Raw genomic sequence first — 15,802 nt, 5'->3', positions numbered from 1 at the left:
CGGTGCCTTTATTGGTCTTTGGTGTTCAGCTTCTTCATGTCGACTGAACGCTTGCTCGTCCAGGTCCGAAGGTCGCTGTAGAGATGCTCGAAAAGCCCCGCGATACCGCGCGTGCCTACCAGCAGCACGTGCGAAAGGCCGCGCAGCGGCGTATCGGGGCGGCGTCCTTCGGACCAGCCGGTCCACGCGTCCGCGCGCGCAAAAGTGGTTTTGACGAAGTCGTATTCCTGCTCGCGCGTGAGCTGCGAGAAGCGCAGGCCGACGCGGCCCTTCGCCGTGAAGCCGACCGTGGCCGGGAACGCGTATTCCTCGTCGCCTCGAAACAGCGAGACGGTGACGCGTTCGTGCATCGGCACTTCGATGTCGTTCGGCAGCTTCACGCCGACGCCGCCTTCCGAATAGTCGATGGTCTCGCAAGCCAGCGTGCGCCCCGTCGAGAACTTGAGCATGACGGGCATCTTCATCGTCACGCGATGCGTGCTGCGCACCTGACGCCGCTCGCTAGCCGCCGCCACGCTCGCGCCGAGAATCAGCATGTTGTAGACGGTCCAGCAGAGATTCAGCACGGTGGTCTGCACTTCGCTGCGGATATGCCAGTTGATGACGATATGCACCACGCCCGCGATGAAGCCGAGCAGGTTCAGCAGCAACAAGAACAGATACGGACGCGAGATGCCCCAGTCGAAGTAATCCTTCGCGATCTGGCCGCCCTTGGCCGTGACGTTGAACTTGCCGAGCTTCGGGTTGATGACGGCCAGCAGCGTCGGCGCCGTGATGTACGACGCCAGCACCGACTCATACACTTCGGCCCAGAACGAATGGCGGAACGAACGCTGCATGCGCGAATTGGTGATGCTCGCGTGCATCATGTGCGGCAGCGCGAAGATGGCGATGGTGCCCGCCGCCGCCTCGATCACGTGCGCGCCGAAGAACAGATACGAGAGCGGCGCGGTAAGGAACACGAGACGCGGCACGCCATAGAAAAAGTGCAGCATGCCATTGAGATAACACAGCCGCTGGCCGAGCTTCAGGCCCTTGCCGGTGAGCGGATTGTCGATCCGGAAAATCTGCGTCATGCCGCGCGCCCAGCGAATGCGCTGACCGATGTGGCCCGAAAGACTTTCCGTAGCAAGTCCGGCTGCCTGCGGAATCGCGAGATACGCCGTGGTATAGCCCAGCCGATGCAGCTTGAGCGCGGTATGCGCGTCTTCCGTCACGGTCTCGACCGCAATGCCGCCGATCTCTTCGACCATCGAGCGGCGCAGCACGGCGCACGAGCCGCAGAAGAACGTCGCGTTCCACAGATCGTTGCCGTCCTGCACGAGACCGTAGAACAGTTCGCCTTCGTTCGGCACCTTGCGGAACGTGCCGAGATTGCGCTCGAACGGATCGGGCGAGAAGAAATGGTGCGGCGTCTGCAGCATCGACATGAGCTTGTCGCGCAAAAACCAGCCGAGGCAGATTTGCAGGAACGAGCGCGTCGGAATGTGATCGCAATCGAAGATGGCGAGGTATTCGCCCTTCGTGATCTTGAGCGCTTCGTTGATGTTGCCGGCCTTCGCGTGGCGGTTATGCGTGCGGATCGTCCAGTTGACGCCCACTTCCTCGCAGAACGCCTTGAACTCGGGACGGCGGCCGTCGTCGAGCACGTGGATCGCGATCTTGTCGGTCGGATAGTCGAGCGCGAGCGCCGCGTAGATGGTCGGCTTCACCACCGAAAGCGGTTCGTTATAAGTCGGAATGAAGACGTCGACGGTCGGCCAGTCGTTGCGATCGGCGGGCAGCGGCAGCGGCTTGCGCTTGAGCGGCCACGCGGTCTGGAAGTAGCCGAGCAGCAGCACGAGCGTGGCGTAGACCTCGGCTGCGACGAGCAACAGGCCCCACGCGGCGTCGAGCGGACGCTCCCAGTAGGTCGTCTCGGTCAGACGCCAGAACATGTAGCGTCCCGACGATACGACCGACAACATGATCATGACGAGCGTCGCGTACTGGCCTTGCAGACGCCGGAAGCCGAGCGCGCAGGCAAAGCAAACGGTTGCGAAAGCGAGCTGCTGACCGAACGCGAGCGGCACCGTCACCACGAAGTAGAGCGAGAACAGTGCGAACAGCGTGAGCAACACCGTGAGGATGCGGCTGCCCCAGATGCGCGCATCGACGAAACGTTCCAGCCGCGACGTGGCGACGCTGACTTCCGTTTCCTGCGAGGGAATCTTGGCGGAGCTCATGCGACGTTCCTCGAAGCGGCCATGGAGTCGGCGGTGGCGAGAAGCCAGTCGCCGCACGCGCGCAAATCGGCGGCGGCTTGCGAGAGCGGGTCGTAGTGGATGAGTGTCGTGTCGCACGCAAGCGACTCGGAGACGCCTTCGTCCTGATGGATCACGCCCGGAAAGAGCTTCGTGCCGAGCATGTTGCGCAAAACCTTGAGCACGTCCTTGCTCAACTGGCGCGATTGGTCAACCTGATTCACCACGTAGCCCTGTCCGCCGAAGTCCTGACGCGGCGCGGCGTAGGCGTCGATCATGCGCTCCATGCCGGGAATCGCGGCGTAGGAGGCGGCATCCGCGAGCACGACGTTGAGCGCGAAGTTCGCGGCGCACAGCGCGGTGCGCGTATAGACCGACGAGCCCGGCGGCGTATCGACGATAACGATGTCGTTGAGATCGAGCGCAAGCGATTCGAGCGAGCGCGCGAGCCACGCGGGGTCCTGGTCGACGAGCGCCTCGAAGCGGCGGCGATCGTCTTCCAGCACCGCGCCGTAGGGCAGCACGGTGACGCCGTCGACGCCATCGAACATCACGGTCTGCCACGGGTCGCCCGCGAGCGTTGCACGCGAAATGCCGTCGATGCTGTCGAGCGGAATGCCGAAGTGCAAGCGCAGCGCGTTTTGCGGATCGAGATCGACGACGATCACGCGGCGATGGCGCGCGGCGAGCACCGAGGCGAGGTTCGCGGCGAGTGTGGTCTTGCCGACGCCGCCTTTCGCGGAAACTACCGTGATGACTTTCATGAGCGTGTGAGGCGGGCAGCGAAGAGGGCGCGGTTCGGCTGCGCGGATTCGGTTGCGCCGGATGACGGGCTCGGTTGGCGCAGGCGGTCGAACATCGCGGTGAGCGAGCCTTCGGGGGCTTGCGGTGCTTGTGGCTCTTGTGGCTTGAAGAGCTTGCCGAGAATGGAAGGCGCGTTGCTTTCCTGTTCGCGTGGGCCGGTGCGGGTTTGCACAGCCGGGTCGAGCGCGGCGGGTATTTCGCGAGCGCGGAAGGTCGAGGCGCCTTCCCGAGCGAGGGAGTTCGAAGCGGTTTTGATGCTGCCGCTCGCTTCCGCCGCAAGAATGGCCGGATGTGTCACGGCACCAGCGTTCCCCTGTTCAGACGCGAAGGGCGACGCCGAAAACCGCGCCGGCGCGCTCGGACGTGCAAAGACAGGCGCTGGAGCGGAATCGGGAATCGGTGCCGCGCTTTCGGGCTTCGCCTCGACGGCAACCGGCGCGGCGTCGGCGAGCGCCGAAAAGCGCGAGGCGCTCAGCGAATCGAGCGCGGCGGGCGGCGTGACGGGCGGAATCGTGCGGCGATGCGCACGCGCGAAAAGCGGCGGCTTGGCGCGATTGATCGGCATTGGCGTGGGCGCGGCCGTGGCACGGTCGGCATCCGCTTGTGCCGCAAACTCGCGCTTGTGCACTGGACTCGCCTGCACATCACGACGCGGCGCGATTTCCGAGATGGCCGGTTGCGCGAAATCGAGCGTGGCCAGCAGCGGCCAGCGCGTGCGGGCATTCCTGGCCTCGTTTTCGCGGCCGATTTCCTGATAGTCGCCTGCATTGCCGCCGAAATGATCGAACAGCTTTTCGATGTCGCGTGATGTATTCATGTTGCCGCATCCTCGTCGTGCCTTGCGTCGAACTGGCCTGATGCAATATTTTTGGCGCTGTCCGTTGCATGGACAGTCGATATCGCCGTTGCCTTCATATATAACGGCGGTCGTTGAAATTGATTGAATCCTTGCAGCGCCGCCAGTTGCGTCGCTTATCTCGTTGCGGCGCGCGCGAGCCGGAACTCGACTGCACCATCACTGCTCAATTCGCTTGCCTGGGAAATAGCAAGCCCTTGCGCGCCCAAACCGCTCAACCAGTGCTGATAAGCGCCTTCAAGAAAAGTCGGTGTCCATGCAAGCGCGCTTGCTCCGAACGCCGGCAGCGGCGCGCAGTAGTGAACGATGCTCAGATACTCGCGCTCGTCGGCTAATTCGACGAAGCCCCATTCCGAATCGCGCCACAGAGCATTCAGCGCGTGTGCGAGGTCGGCGGTCGAATCGCATTGAGGAAGCGGCCGGGCGTCGGCGAATCGGCTGCCGACTCGATGCATCAGCTGTCGAAGTTCCGCACGACCGATCTGCGCTTCGAACTCCTCGGCAAGCGCGCCAAGAAATCCACGCCATTGCCTGGAAATCGTGTGGTCGAAGAGGTAATCGAAAGTAGCTGACATGGTTGCCGTTCAGAATGGCCTGAGGGAGTGCAAGACTTCTTGCAATGTCGTCGGTTCTTTTTACCTGGAACGCTGCGACTGCCTAACTGCGCGAGAGAGCACCGATCCGGTGGTTTGTCCAGTCGATAAAACACGTCTGAAGGTATCCCACTGGGTTTTTTTTCGCCAGTGGAAAGACTATCAGCGCATTTTTTTATCGCATTGAGCGAATAGGCATGCGATTGCGGCTCAGTTCGAGCATTCGAATAAACCTGCTCTTATCGACAAAATTTAGACAAGCTCGGGCGAAGGCCCGCCCGCTATGGCTCTGCGGTTGCGGACGCGAGAGTGTACCATCTTGTTAATATTATCAAACGGCAAAAGTCAGGCCTGATTCATACGGATTGACAATCACAGGAAGGGGTTAATCCTCTTATTAATTGCGTTGAGACAAAATGCATCTTTTTGTCTGATATTAGTGTTTCGAGGCATTTAAAAATGTCTGTAGATTGAGCGGATATCGGTCAATGTGACCGATAACAGGCGCGACTCAACGCAAGCCTCTAAGGCGCAACAGGCGAAAAAAACGCCCCGAGCGGGGCGTTTTTCTCTTGGCCAATCAACGATCACGGATTTGCGCGCACTGCGTCTCGGACTGCATCCATGACGATGCCGTAGTCGAGCGGAATGTCTAGCGCATCGGAGTAACCGTTTTCGTCGGCGGACTCTTCGGGCGCGGCACTGACCGGAAGCGACTCGTAGGCGGTTTCGCCAGACGGATTGTCGCGTCCTTCGATGGCACCCTGTAATTGCGGATTCTTCACGATTAACTCCTTCCGGTAATGGAGCGGCGAGGAAATGCAATATAAACCAATGACATGACAAATTGACGAATCGATGGAAGCTCTCGATGAGCGTGCTTCGCGCGGTGCGCCGATGACCGCTGCAGTTGCATGTTCGCAAGAGCACGGGGCCCTACAGTGTAAGGGCGACGCGCTCGTGTGAATGTGCGTTCTGATTATGACGAGGCATGTTCTAAATTGTCTTGCAAATCTGTTTTTCGGCTCGAAACTTGCGTCCTTTTTAGCGAGAAAAATGTAGCTAAACACGCGGCGAAAAACAAGATCGCCGTATGACGCGACTATGATGAAGAATCGTTGCGAAACGCCTTGCGAATGAGCGATTTATTGCGAAGTGGGGTAAGTTAAACGCAGGCTCGATCGCCGGTGATAGCGGTGTCACAAAGGAGAACCCACATGAGCAAAATAGCGATCATTGGCGCGACCGGACATGCCGGCAGCAAGTTGCTGGAGGAAGCGTTGCGGCGCGGACACACGGTGACGGCGCTTGCACGCAACACGTCGGAGATCGCCCAGCGTCCTGAAGTCACCGCGAAGAATGTAGACGCATCGGATGCGGCCGCGCTAAGCGAAGCCGTCGCCGGTCACGATGCCGTCTTTAGCGCCGCGCATTTCGCTACGTTATCGGAGAGTGCGATCACCGAGCCGCTTCGACGCGCGGGCGTCAGGCGCTTGCTCGTGGTGGGCGGCGCGGCGAGTCTTTATGTCGGGCCGGGCCAGCGCGTGTTGGATCTGCCCGATTTTCCGGAAATGTACCGCACGGAGGCAACCGCGGGCGCGGCATTTCTCGACGCGCTGCGTCGCGAGCGCGAACTCGAATGGACGTTCGTTTCGCCGTCGGCGGAATTCGTCGACGGTCCGCGCACGCGCAAATTCCGTATCGGCGTGGACGAATTGCTCGTCGACAACAATGGCCGAAGCTGGATCTCTTTCGCTGACTTCGCCATCGCGTTTCTCGATGAATTCGAGAACGGAGCGCATATCAAGCAGCGTTTCACCGTCGGTTACTGACAGCAACCAATAAACGCAAGGCGGCGACGATCCCGACACCCCCGGATGCGGGAACTCGTCGCCGTCGTCGCTGCGCGACCGAGCGGTCAGCTTAGTCTTGCACGTCGCATTCGACTTCCTCGCTGTTGGCCGGCATGGCTGCGGCGAGAATCATCGCGGAGGCATTCTGCGGTTTCGGATCGCGCTGTGACGGGCGATACACCTGATCGCCGCGATGAATCGGCATCCCCGAGAGCGAGCAGATGCCTTCGGCGCTCGCCGTCGTCGCGCGCCAACCTTGATAACCGTAGTGGCACGTACCTGGGTCCGACCAGTAGACGAGCGCCGTCGCGCTGGACGGCCGCTCGATCACGCGCACGACTGCCTGTGGGAAAGGCAGGCGGTCATCCGACGGGCGCGGATGCGGGTGCGCGCGGTTCCAGTCGCGCGTCAGGCGGTCGAGGAAACTATCTTCGATGCGCGCGGTTTTTTGCGAGGGGCTGGTGTGGGCGGCGTCATGCGGCGCGGCCTCGAGCAGGTGAACCGTCTGTGACCACGGGTCTGCAATTTTCGAAAAAGCTGTCATGGCATTGTTCCAGGCTTTGACTCGACCTAGAACGTACGCTATTAAGCATATTCCGATAAATAGTGCATCGGTGAAAACACTGTCCCGTTGCCGCGAATAATCGCGCGCTGGCGAAGCGAAGGCTTGCTGGATATGGGTTTGAGCGCCGGACGCTTGTGATCGCGGACCGCCTGTATTGTACGACCGTTCTCCAAAGTGGCGGCCTTGGCGGCTTAATTGGCCGAAATAGCAATGAGGCAAGCGGGCGCTTTACGCGTCCTTCGACCCGGAAGCGCCGATGCGCCGGGCACGCGCTTCCACGCGTTGCGCTGAATGCGAATCTGCCGGAAAGCGACGGCTTTATCTGACGGCCGGCGAAGCGTCAACACGCCGGAAGTGGCCATCCTTGGGTCTGTCGCGTGGCGCAATGAAGCCGGTGTGGGACGCAAGCAGCGCGTGCCGCGTCTCACGTTGCCGTTGTCGCTGTCTTATGACCATCGCGTCACATTTTCACGCGCGCTGTGAGTCAGTCGCCGCGCGATGAATGAAGTATCTACAAGCGGCGCCTCGGTGGAAAGGCGACTTCAGCGTAAGCGAGTTGCATGTCGTTCGGCGGTCGCGGGCCCAATCGAAGGCGCAGCCAGCAAGCGCCACACGCCAACCGTGGGCACGCTTGCGGACTGGCGTATTAGCGAAAACATTGCGGATAAAGCGTCGACATTCAAAGGAGCACGCCGAACTCTCGCTTATCGCCGACCGAAACCTGAAAATATGAGTTCGGCGACATCGCATTGCAGTGCTTTTCGCGGCCGAGGCCCCACTCAAAGCCTCAGCCGGTAATGCTTTGCCTCGATCTGGCGAGCCATCTCGGACCGCTTGCAGATCATCACTCCGCAACTGCACGCGCCGCCGCACGGCCCCGCAACCACTCCAGCGCCAGCAATAGACTCGTCGAGAACACGATCAGAATCGTGGCCAACGCGGCGATCGTCGGGCTGATGTTCTCGCGGATGCCCGTGAACATCTGACGCGGTAGCGTCGTCTGATCGGCGCCCGCGAGAAACAGCGTGACGACCACTTCATCGAACGAGGTCGCGAACGCGAACAGCGCACCTGAAATCACGCCCGGCGCAATGACCGGCAGCGTCACGCGAAAAAACGTCCGCAGCGGACTTGCGCCAAGCGACTGACTCGCCCGCACGAGATTCATGTTGAAGTTCTGCAAGGTCGCCGCAACCGTGGTCACGACGAACGGCACGCCCAACGCCGCGTGCGCCAGAATCAACCCGAAATATGTATTGGCGATGCCGAGCGGCGCAAAGAACAAATACATGCCGACGCCGACGACGATCACCGGCACGATCATCGGCGAAATGAGCACGGCCATGAGCACGCTCTTGCCGACGAAACTCGCCTTCGTCAATCCAACCGCCGCGAGCGTGCCGAGAATAGTCGCGACGAGCGTAGCCGAGGGCGCGACGATAAAGCTGTTCTTCGCCGCCATGCGCCACTCGTCCGACATGACGAGATTGTGATACCAGCGCATCGAATAGCCCGGAATGGGATAGACGAGAAACGTGCTCGACGAAAACGAAAGCGGCACGATGGCAAGTACCGGCAGAATCAAATAGAGCAACGTCAGCACACAAATGATGCGCAATGCGAAATACCAGACGCGCTCGATAGCGGACGTATGCGGCGCGAACATCGGTTTGGCGAGTTTCATTGTCTTACCCCAGGCTTACGTTCGAGCGCGTGAATCGACCGTAGACGACGTAAAGCACGAGCGTCGCGGCAAGCAGCAGCGCACCGAGCGCGCAAGCCATGCCCCAGTTGATCGTTACGTTCGTGAAATACGCGATGTAGTAGCTGACCATCTGGTCGTTCGGCCCGCCGAGAAGCGCCGGCGTGATGTAGTAACCAATCGCCAAGATAAACACCAGCAGCACGCCGGCCCCGATGCCCGGATAAGTCTGCGGCACATACACGCGCCAGAACGCCGCGAACGGATGACTGCCAAGCGAAACAGCCGCGCGCTGATAAGTCGGCGGCACGGACTTCATCACGCTATAGAGCGGCAAAATCATGAAGGGCAGAAGAATGTGCGTCATCGAGATATAAACGCCCACGCGATTGAACAGCAGCGCGAGCGGCGAACCAATCAGCCCGCTCGCGAGCAGCGCCTTGTTGACGAGCCCTTCGCTTTGCAACAGCACGATCCACGCGGCGACACGCACCAGCACGGAGGTCCAGAACGGAATCAGCACGAGCACCATCACGAGATTGGCACGGCGCGCGGGCAGCGTGGAAATCCAGTACGCGAGCGGATAACCGAGCAGCAGCGCGAAAAACGTCACCGCGACGCCGATCACGAACGTGCGTCCAAAGACGTTCAAATAGATGGATTGATCCGGACCTGCATGCTCGATGTCACCGAAACCGTCCTGCCGGTGATCCAGCGAAGCGAGCAGATAAAACGGCGAATATCGACCGGCGTTTTTCGCGATTGCCTGCCAATACGCGGGATCGTTCCAGCGTTCGTCGAGTTCGACGATCTTCGCGCGAATCTGCGGCGCGGCGAGCGGCTTGCCGTCGTCCGCGGCGAGCGGCATCGCGCGGGCAGTTTTTGCAACCAGCGAGCGATAGCCCGGAATCTCGGTGTTGAGCCGGCGAGCGAGCGCGCCCATCGATTCGCCGTCCTGTATCGCGGTGAGATCTTGCGCGAGCGCGGCATAAGCGGCATCGGGCGGCGCGGTTTTGCGATCCCAGCTTGCGAGCGCCGCGCCCGTGTGCGGCAGCGCGTTCGCAACTTCGGGGTTCTGCACGGCGCGTGTGAGCAGCGCACCGATTGGCACCACGAAGATCAGGAACAGAAAAATGGCGAGCGGCGCAATCAGCGCGAGCGCCATTGCGCGCTTTTTCGCATCGACGAGCTTCAGTTCGCGCTTGAGTCGCGCGCTCGATTCGCGCGTGTCGTCCGCGGCGATCGTCAAGGTGTTCACGCTTTCTGTCTCCTATCCATGCAAAGGCTTGGCGTTGGCTGCGGTTCGCATTGCGCGAAACGCAGCCGTGCTTTCGCCAAAAACGCTTACTTCGACGACCACGCCGTGAAGCGCTGTTCGAGCTCGTCGCCGTGATCGGTCCAGAACGCCATGTCCTGCAGCACGGCATTCTTCGCGTTGGCGGGCGAATTCGGCATGTCGGCCTGGATTTTCGGATCGAGCGCCGCGATGGCCGCCTTGTTCACCGGACCATAGGCGATGTTCTTCGCGTACGTTTCCTGCGGCTGCTGCGACACCGAATATGCGATGTACTGCGTCGCGACATCCTTGTTCGGCGACCCCTTCGGAATGGCCCAGTAATCGAGGTCATAAATGCTGCCGTTCCAGACGACCTTCAGATTCTTGCCTTCCTTGCGCGCGGCATCGATACGTCCGTTATAGGCCGTCGACATCACGACATCGCCCGCGACGAGGAATTGCGGCGGCTGCGCGCCCGCTTCCCACCACTGGATATTCGGCTTCAGTTCTTCGAGCTTCTTGAACGCACGATCGGCGCCGGCTTTCGTGCCGAGCACCTTGTAGACATCCTTCGGCGGGACGCCGTCGGCCATCAGCGCGAATTCGAGGTTGTAGCGCGCGCCCTTGCGCATGCCGCGTTTGCCGGGGAATTTCTTCGTGTCCCAGAAGTCTGACCAGCCGGCCGGCGCGCCCTTGAGCTTGTCGGCGTTATAGGCGAGCGCCGTCGACCAGACGAAGAAGCCGGCTCCGCAAGTTTGCGGCGATTCGGTGACGAGTTCCGACTTCTTCGCGATCTTCGACCAGTCCAGCTTTTCGTAGAGACCTTCGTCGCAGCCGCGTCCCAGATCGCCCGATTCGACTTCGACGACATCCCAGTTGACGTGCTTCGCTTCGACCATCGCTTTGACCTTGGCCTGCTCGCCGTTGTATTCGACGGCCGTGACCTTGTTACTCGATGATTTTTCGTAAGGCTGATTGAATGCGGCCTTTTGCGCATCGCCGTTCGCGCCGCCGAAATTGACGACGGTCAGTTCCGCCGCGAATGCGGATGCGCCCGACATGCACACGAGCGCCGCCGACGCCATGGAGCACAGTGCGAACTTCTTCATGGTGGTTTCCTCTCTTCCTTTTTGGCTTGGTGTTAGCAGTGGACTTGCGAGTAGACAAAGCAAAAGCGATGAAGCGCGCCGCTTTAGGCAAACACGCGCAAATGCTCGGGAGCGAATTCAAGCGCGACGGGCGCGCCGGGCGTGAAGGTATCGAGCAACGCATTGCCGAGTGGCACTTTCACGAAGCATTCGTCCTGTTCGCGTACGCCGCAGCGCATGCGTACGTGATCGCCGAAATAGATGAGGCTCTTGGCCTCGCCAGCGAGCGCGTTATGTGTCGCATGGTTCTGTTCGCGGATGGCCGCGAGCTTCATGCGCTCGGGCCGGATGCAGGCAATAGCCGACGCACCCGCCTTCGCCTTCGCGACATTCAGCCCGGAAAGCCGCGTGCCGTCGGCCAGGCGGATATCGCAGAACTCGCCTTGTGTTTGCTCGATGGTGCCGCGCAAGCGGTTGCTATCGCCGATGAAGTTGGCGACGAACTCGTTGCACGGCGCTTCGTAGAGATGGTCCACGGTATCGAGTTGCTGCACGATGCCTTTGTCGAATACCGCGACGCGGTCCGACATGGTGAGCGCTTCGCCCTGATCGTGCGTGACATATACGAAGGTCACGCCGAGCTTCTCGTGCAACGACTTCAGTTCGTACTGCATGTGCTCGCGCAGTTGCTTGTCGAGCGCGCCGAGCGGCTCGTCCATCAGCACGAGCTTGGGCTCGAATACGAGCGCGCGCGCGAGCGCGATGCGCTGCTGCTGACCGCCCGACAATTGCGCCGGGTAACGTTTCGCGAAGCTCTCCATGCGCACCATCCTGAGTGCGTTGTCGACGCGATGCGCGCGTTCCTCGGCGGAGATCTTGCGAACCGTAAGCGGATATTCCACGTTCTGCTGCACGGAAAGATGTGGAAACAAGGCGTAGTTCTGAAACACCATGCCGATGTCGCGCTTATGCGGCGGCACCTTGTTGAGCAACTTGCCGTCTAGCCAGATCTCGCCGCCAGTCGGGAATTCGAAGCCCGCGAGCATCATCAGGCAAGTGGTCTTGCCCGAACCGGACGGCCCGAGCAGCGTGAGGAATTCGCCCTGATAGATGTCGAGGTCGAGCGATTTGACGACTAGGGTTTCCCCGTCATAAGTCTTTCTAACGCCGCGAAAACTGACGATCACCTGATCGGATTTCATCTTCCGTGTCTCCTTCGGAAATCGATGCGTTGTAGCTGGGAGCGGCCTGTATCAAGCCTCTACGGCGCCTGACCGGCGCCTTTGCGGCGCTCGGAAATTTTTCCACTGCCTGCGATAACTATAGCCCGTGACGGTTCTACAATGTGGAGCCATTTCAATATTCAACTTGGAACCACTTTGCCTGCTGGCGAGGTTCCTGAGGGCTCGGGGAAATTCATGGATACCATCATCCTCGCGGACTGGCTGAGTACGCGACTCGTCGAACGCTCGCAGGCGGAGCCGATGTACCGGCAGATGCTGGAGCTCATGCAGCAGGCCATCCTGACCGGTCAACTTGCGCCCGGCACCAAGCTGCCGAGTTCGCGCATGCTGGCAAGCGATCTCGGCATCGCGCGCAATACCGTGCTGCACGTGTACGACCAGTTGACGGCCGAAGGCTATGTCACGTCGACGACCGGCAGCGGCACCTATGTGGCCGATACGGCGCCGCGCGAACGCGCCGCTGCGAAGCCGGGCGCCAAGTCGAGCGCCGACGCCGCTCAGAAGCCCTGCGCGATTTCGCAACGCGGCGCGCGCTTGATCTCGCAGGCGGGGGTATCGCCGAAGCAGTGGGGCGCGTTCATGCCCGGCGTGCCCGATGTACGCGAGTTTCCCGCGCAAACTTGGAGCCGCTTGCAAGCGCGGCTCTGGAAGCGCGCGAATCCCGATTTGCTGACCTATGCGCCCGGCGGCGGCTACCGGCCGCTGCGGCGCGCGTTGTCGGACTATTTGCGTGTCGCGCGCTCGGTCAAGTGCTCGCCCGATCAGATCATCATCACGACGGGCATCCATCAGTCGATCGATCTGACCGTGCGTCTGCTCACCGATTTCGGCGACCGCGCATGGGTCGAAGAGCCGTGTTACTGGGGCGTGCGAAGCGTCCTGCAGTCGTCCGGGCTGTCGCTCGTGCCCGTGCCCGTCGATGACGAAGGCTTGAATCCGAACGCGCGCGACATGGCCACGCCGCCGCGTATCGCGCTGGTTACGCCTTCTCATCAGTATCCGCTCGGCATGGTCATGAGTCTCGCGCGGCGTCGCGCTTTGCTCGAGTTCGCGCGGCAACATGGCACGTGGATCATCGAGGACGATTACGACAGCGAGTTTCGCTATGGCAGCCGGCCGCTTTCGTCGCTGCAGGGACTCGACGACGCCGGACAGGTGATCTATGTCGGCAGTCTCGGCAAGATGCTGTTCCCCGGTTTGCGCATGGGCTATATGGTGGTGCCGGAAAATCTCGTCGATACGTTTCGCACGGGCGTCGCGGAGCTGTATCGCGAAGGGCAACTGATGCAGCAGGCCGTGCTCACCGAATTCATTCTCGACGGGCATCTCACCTCGCACGTGCGGCGCATGCGCGGGCTATACGGCGAACGAAGGGAATTGCTCATCAACGCCATTCGCGCGCGGTTCGGCAATACGCTCGCGGTGCACGGCGATCAGGCCGGACTGCACTTCGTCCTGGGCATGCCGGAACACGTCGACGACCGCGAAATCACGCGTCACGCAATGACGGCGGGCGTGGTGACACGGCCGCTCGCCAACTACTACATGAACGCGGATGCCGCGCGTCCCGGTCTCATGCTTGGCTACGCGTGCGTGCCGAACGATGAGATCGCGCCCGCGTTTGCGAAGCTCGCCGAATCGATCGAGATGGCGCTCTCGCCGGCGATGCAGCTGTGATGACGGCTCGTTGGCACCATTGCGCCGCGTTACCGCGGCGGGGCGGTCAAGATAACTGCTGAAGCGCAATCGAAGCAGGCGAGCGCCTTGCATGGCGTCGAATGTTCGCTGACCAAAGTCACGTCGAAGATAGCTGCTGCTTGCGTCAGGCAGCATTTATCGCATCACTAACTATTCCCTGAAAAATTAGGAAAAATCGAGTGCCGTTTCTCGACGGTCTCGATTATCGTTGCGCTTCGCATTTCAACCAGACGAGATAAACGTAGCGCGTAAGCGGATGTTTATCTGTAGCAAACCTGGAAGCCGAGATGCGGCATTTGGGCGTCAAGTTCGAGGAGTGGGCGACCGCCTTTCGCGGCCGAACATTTAGCTTGATCTGACGACCCATCCCTGTCAATTTTTATAAGCATATCCAAATGAAAAAATCCTTGATCTCGGCGATGGTCGCCGCAGCACTGGGCCTCGTAGCAAGCGCCGCGTTCGCGTCGGACGGCACCATCACGTTCAATGGCGCGCTGACGGCCACGACCTGCACGATCAACGGCAACGGCACCAGCAGCAAGGACTTCACGGTCACGCTGCCGACCGTTTCCACGTCGACCCTGACGGCATCGGGCCAGACGGCCGGCACGACTTCGTACAACATCGCGTTGACGGGTTGCGCGCCGGTTACGGCAACGAGCGAAGCGGGCGTGTTCTATGAAGCCGGTGCAACGGTCGATGCGAACGATGGCCGCCTGATCGTGGCCACGGGCGGCGCGGGCAACGTCAAGCTGCAACTCTTGAACTCCGATGGTTCGATGATCAAGGCAGGCTACTCGCGTGAGCTGCAGAACGTGAAGTCGGCCGACATCTCCAGCGGCGCGGCATCGCTCAGCTATCAAGTTCAGTATTACGCGACGGGCGCGACGACCGCTGGCGCAGCCAACTCGTCCGTGATCTACAGCATCGACTACATGTGATCTTGCGGTAGTGGAACGGGGTCTTCGGCGCGATCATCGGTTGAAGACCCGTACATATGCGGGCGCGAGCCCGCTTTATCTTTACACTCGCGCTCCGTTTCGGGCATTACGTCAACATGAAAGTGGCAAAGAGACTCATAACGACCGCGGCATTTATCGTCGCGATGCAAGGGTTCATTCCTTCCGCGAATGCGTCGGTGGTGATTGCCGGCACGCGGGTCGTCTTCAATCAAAGCGATTCCGAAGTCACGGTGAAGCTGACCAACAACGGCAAGCTTCCCGGCCTGACCAAGGTGTGGATGGACAAGGGCGATCCGAACATCAAGCCGGACGCCATCGACGTGCCGTTCACCATCACGCCGCCGATCATGCGTATCGATCCGAGTAAATCGCAGACCTTGCGGATCATGTCGACGGGCGAGCCTTTGCCTGCGGACAAGGAGAGCATCTTCTATTTGAACGTGCTCGAAGTGCCGCCGAAACCCACGGGCGACGAAGCGAGCGCGAACCAGTTGCAGCTTGCATTTCGCACGCGCATCAAGTTTTTCTATCGCCCGAGCGGCCTTAAAGGCCAGGCAACTGACGCGCCGGGACAGATCGTGTGGCATCTCAAACACGATGGCGGCAAGAACTCGATCGAGGCGAGTAACCCCACGCAGTATCACGTGTCGTTCGACCGCGTGCAGGTTAGCAACGGCGCGAGCGCATCGGAGTTCACTGACGGCGGCATGGTAGGCCCGGGCGAAAGCAGGGCTTTCCCGCTCAAGGGCGAGGTGCCCGCGAACAGCACGAAGATTCGCTATACCGCGATCAACGACTACGGCGGCCCGCAGGACGGCGATGCCAGTCTGGCGCCCTGAGTCATTCGCAGGCTTCTCGGCGGGCCTGCCCAGCAGGCCGATTCCCCGCGATAGCGCAGCGTTGCGCTGAACGTCGCCA

15 protein-coding genes are annotated in these 15,802 nt (G+C 60.8%); 5 read left to right on the top strand and 10 right to left on the bottom strand.

Annotated features, from left to right (window positions below; translation table 11 throughout):
* Positions 1-8 precede the first annotated feature (8 nt).
* The 5 genes from bcsA to LDZ28_RS18855 all read right to left on the bottom strand — a co-directional run bounded on the left by bcsA (position 9) and on the right by LDZ28_RS18855 (position 5,281).
* On the bottom strand, positions 9-2,225 hold the full coding sequence (gene bcsA, locus LDZ28_RS18875; protein WP_244828583.1) for a UDP-forming cellulose synthase catalytic subunit: 2,217 nt from the start codon (positions 2,223-2,225) through the stop codon (positions 9-11).
* Positions 2,222-3,007, bottom strand: a complete 786-nt coding sequence (gene bcsQ, locus LDZ28_RS18870; protein WP_244828581.1) for a cellulose biosynthesis protein BcsQ — start codon at positions 3,005-3,007, stop codon at positions 2,222-2,224. Before bcsQ ends, bcsA begins: the two co-directional genes overlap by 4 nt.
* Complete coding sequence (gene bcsP, locus LDZ28_RS18865; RefSeq protein WP_244828579.1) at positions 3,004-3,864, bottom strand: cellulose biosynthesis protein BcsP; 861 nt, start codon at positions 3,862-3,864, stop codon at positions 3,004-3,006. Before bcsP ends, bcsQ begins: the two co-directional genes overlap by 4 nt.
* Before the next feature lie 155 nt (positions 3,865-4,019).
* Positions 4,020-4,478, bottom strand: coding sequence for a cellulose biosynthesis protein BcsD (gene bcsD / locus LDZ28_RS18860; protein WP_244828577.1), 459 nt, complete (start codon positions 4,476-4,478; stop codon positions 4,020-4,022).
* A 605-nt stretch (positions 4,479-5,083) separates the two neighbouring features.
* Positions 5,084-5,281, bottom strand: a complete 198-nt coding sequence (locus LDZ28_RS18855; RefSeq protein WP_244828575.1) for a hypothetical protein — start codon at positions 5,279-5,281, stop codon at positions 5,084-5,086.
* A 432-nt stretch (positions 5,282-5,713) separates the two neighbouring features.
* Here LDZ28_RS18855 and LDZ28_RS18850 point away from each other — a divergent pair, with 432 nt between their 5' ends.
* On the top strand, positions 5,714-6,328 hold the full coding sequence (locus LDZ28_RS18850) for an NAD(P)-dependent oxidoreductase (protein ID WP_244828574.1): 615 nt from the start codon (positions 5,714-5,716) through the stop codon (positions 6,326-6,328).
* 91 nt (positions 6,329-6,419) lie between these two features.
* Here LDZ28_RS18850 and LDZ28_RS18845 read toward each other — a convergent pair whose 3' ends face one another.
* A complete protein-coding gene (locus LDZ28_RS18845) occupies positions 6,420-6,893 on the bottom strand; it encodes a DUF3331 domain-containing protein (protein WP_244828573.1) in 474 nt (157 codons plus the stop codon).
* Positions 6,894-7,205: 312 nt separating this feature from the next.
* Between LDZ28_RS18845 and LDZ28_RS32875 the strand changes: the two genes are divergently transcribed.
* Positions 7,206-7,397 (top strand): 2-oxo acid dehydrogenase subunit E2, encoded by a 192-nt coding sequence (locus LDZ28_RS32875; protein WP_370652155.1) that lies wholly within the window; start codon positions 7,206-7,208, stop codon positions 7,395-7,397.
* Positions 7,398-7,758: 361 nt separating this feature from the next.
* Here the strand turns inward: LDZ28_RS32875 and LDZ28_RS18835 are convergent, their stop codons facing one another.
* From LDZ28_RS18835 to LDZ28_RS18820, 4 genes are all read right to left on the bottom strand, one after another.
* Positions 7,759-8,598 (bottom strand): ABC transporter permease, encoded by an 840-nt coding sequence (locus tag LDZ28_RS18835; RefSeq protein WP_244828572.1) that lies wholly within the window; start codon positions 8,596-8,598, stop codon positions 7,759-7,761.
* Positions 8,599-8,602: 4 nt separating this feature from the next.
* Entirely contained in the window at positions 8,603-9,874 is a 1,272-nt protein-coding gene (locus LDZ28_RS18830) for an ABC transporter permease (RefSeq protein ID WP_244828571.1), read from the bottom strand.
* 86 nt (positions 9,875-9,960) lie between these two features.
* Positions 9,961-11,001, bottom strand: coding sequence for an ABC transporter substrate-binding protein (locus LDZ28_RS18825; protein WP_244828570.1), 1,041 nt, complete (start codon positions 10,999-11,001; stop codon positions 9,961-9,963).
* Between the two features lie 83 nt (positions 11,002-11,084).
* Positions 11,085-12,182: an ABC transporter ATP-binding protein gene (locus LDZ28_RS18820; RefSeq protein ID WP_244828568.1), complete on the bottom strand. Its 1,098-nt coding sequence runs from the start codon at positions 12,180-12,182 to the stop codon at positions 11,085-11,087.
* A gap of 216 nt (positions 12,183-12,398) precedes the next feature.
* Between LDZ28_RS18820 and LDZ28_RS18815 the strand changes: the two genes are divergently transcribed.
* The 3 genes from LDZ28_RS18815 (at position 12,399) to LDZ28_RS18805 (ending at position 15,723) form a co-directional block, all read left to right on the top strand.
* Positions 12,399-13,901: a PLP-dependent aminotransferase family protein gene (locus LDZ28_RS18815; RefSeq protein WP_244828567.1), complete on the top strand. Its 1,503-nt coding sequence runs from the start codon at positions 12,399-12,401 to the stop codon at positions 13,899-13,901.
* A gap of 416 nt (positions 13,902-14,317) precedes the next feature.
* A complete protein-coding gene (locus LDZ28_RS18810; RefSeq protein WP_244828565.1) occupies positions 14,318-14,863 on the top strand; it encodes a fimbrial protein in 546 nt (181 codons plus the stop codon).
* A gap of 116 nt (positions 14,864-14,979) precedes the next feature.
* Positions 14,980-15,723 carry a fimbria/pilus periplasmic chaperone gene (locus tag LDZ28_RS18805; RefSeq protein WP_244828563.1) on the top strand — a complete coding sequence of 248 codons (744 nt, stop codon included), beginning with the start codon at positions 14,980-14,982 and terminating at the stop codon, positions 15,721-15,723.
* The last annotated feature ends 79 nt before the right edge of the window (positions 15,724-15,802 follow it).

It is taken from the genome of Caballeronia sp. TF1N1, from assembly GCF_022878925.1.
Lineage (GTDB): Bacteria > Pseudomonadota > Gammaproteobacteria > Burkholderiales > Burkholderiaceae > Caballeronia.
The sequence above is the reverse complement of the archived record's forward strand: the minus strand, read 5'-3'. Positions and strand labels throughout refer to the sequence as shown.

Excerpts from the sequence above, each read along its gene's own strand:
- bcsA (WP_244828583.1), bottom strand. The coding sequence starts at position 2,225 with ATGAGCTCCGCCAAGATTCCCTCGCAGGAAACGGAAGTCAGCGTCGCC.
- bcsQ (WP_244828581.1), bottom strand. The coding sequence starts at position 3,007 with ATGAAAGTCATCACGGTAGTTTCCGCGAAAGGCGGCGTCGGCAAGACC.
- bcsP (WP_244828579.1), bottom strand. The coding sequence starts at position 3,864 with ATGAATACATCACGCGACATCGAAAAGCTGTTCGATCATTTCGGCGGC.
- bcsD (WP_244828577.1), bottom strand. The coding sequence starts at position 4,478 with ATGTCAGCTACTTTCGATTACCTCTTCGACCACACGATTTCCAGGCAA.
- LDZ28_RS18850 (WP_244828574.1), top strand. The coding sequence starts at position 5,714 with ATGAGCAAAATAGCGATCATTGGCGCGACCGGACATGCCGGCAGCAAG.
- LDZ28_RS18845 (WP_244828573.1), bottom strand. The coding sequence starts at position 6,893 with ATGACAGCTTTTTCGAAAATTGCAGACCCGTGGTCACAGACGGTTCAC.
- LDZ28_RS32875 (WP_370652155.1), top strand. The coding sequence starts at position 7,206 with ATGCGAATCTGCCGGAAAGCGACGGCTTTATCTGACGGCCGGCGAAGC.
- LDZ28_RS18835 (WP_244828572.1), bottom strand. The coding sequence starts at position 8,598 with ATGAAACTCGCCAAACCGATGTTCGCGCCGCATACGTCCGCTATCGAG.
- LDZ28_RS18825 (WP_244828570.1), bottom strand. The coding sequence starts at position 11,001 with ATGAAGAAGTTCGCACTGTGCTCCATGGCGTCGGCGGCGCTCGTGTGC.
- LDZ28_RS18820 (WP_244828568.1), bottom strand. The coding sequence starts at position 12,182 with ATGAAATCCGATCAGGTGATCGTCAGTTTTCGCGGCGTTAGAAAGACT.
- LDZ28_RS18815 (WP_244828567.1), top strand. The coding sequence starts at position 12,399 with ATGGATACCATCATCCTCGCGGACTGGCTGAGTACGCGACTCGTCGAA.
- LDZ28_RS18810 (WP_244828565.1), top strand. The coding sequence starts at position 14,318 with ATGAAAAAATCCTTGATCTCGGCGATGGTCGCCGCAGCACTGGGCCTC.
- LDZ28_RS18805 (WP_244828563.1), top strand. The coding sequence starts at position 14,980 with ATGAAAGTGGCAAAGAGACTCATAACGACCGCGGCATTTATCGTCGCG.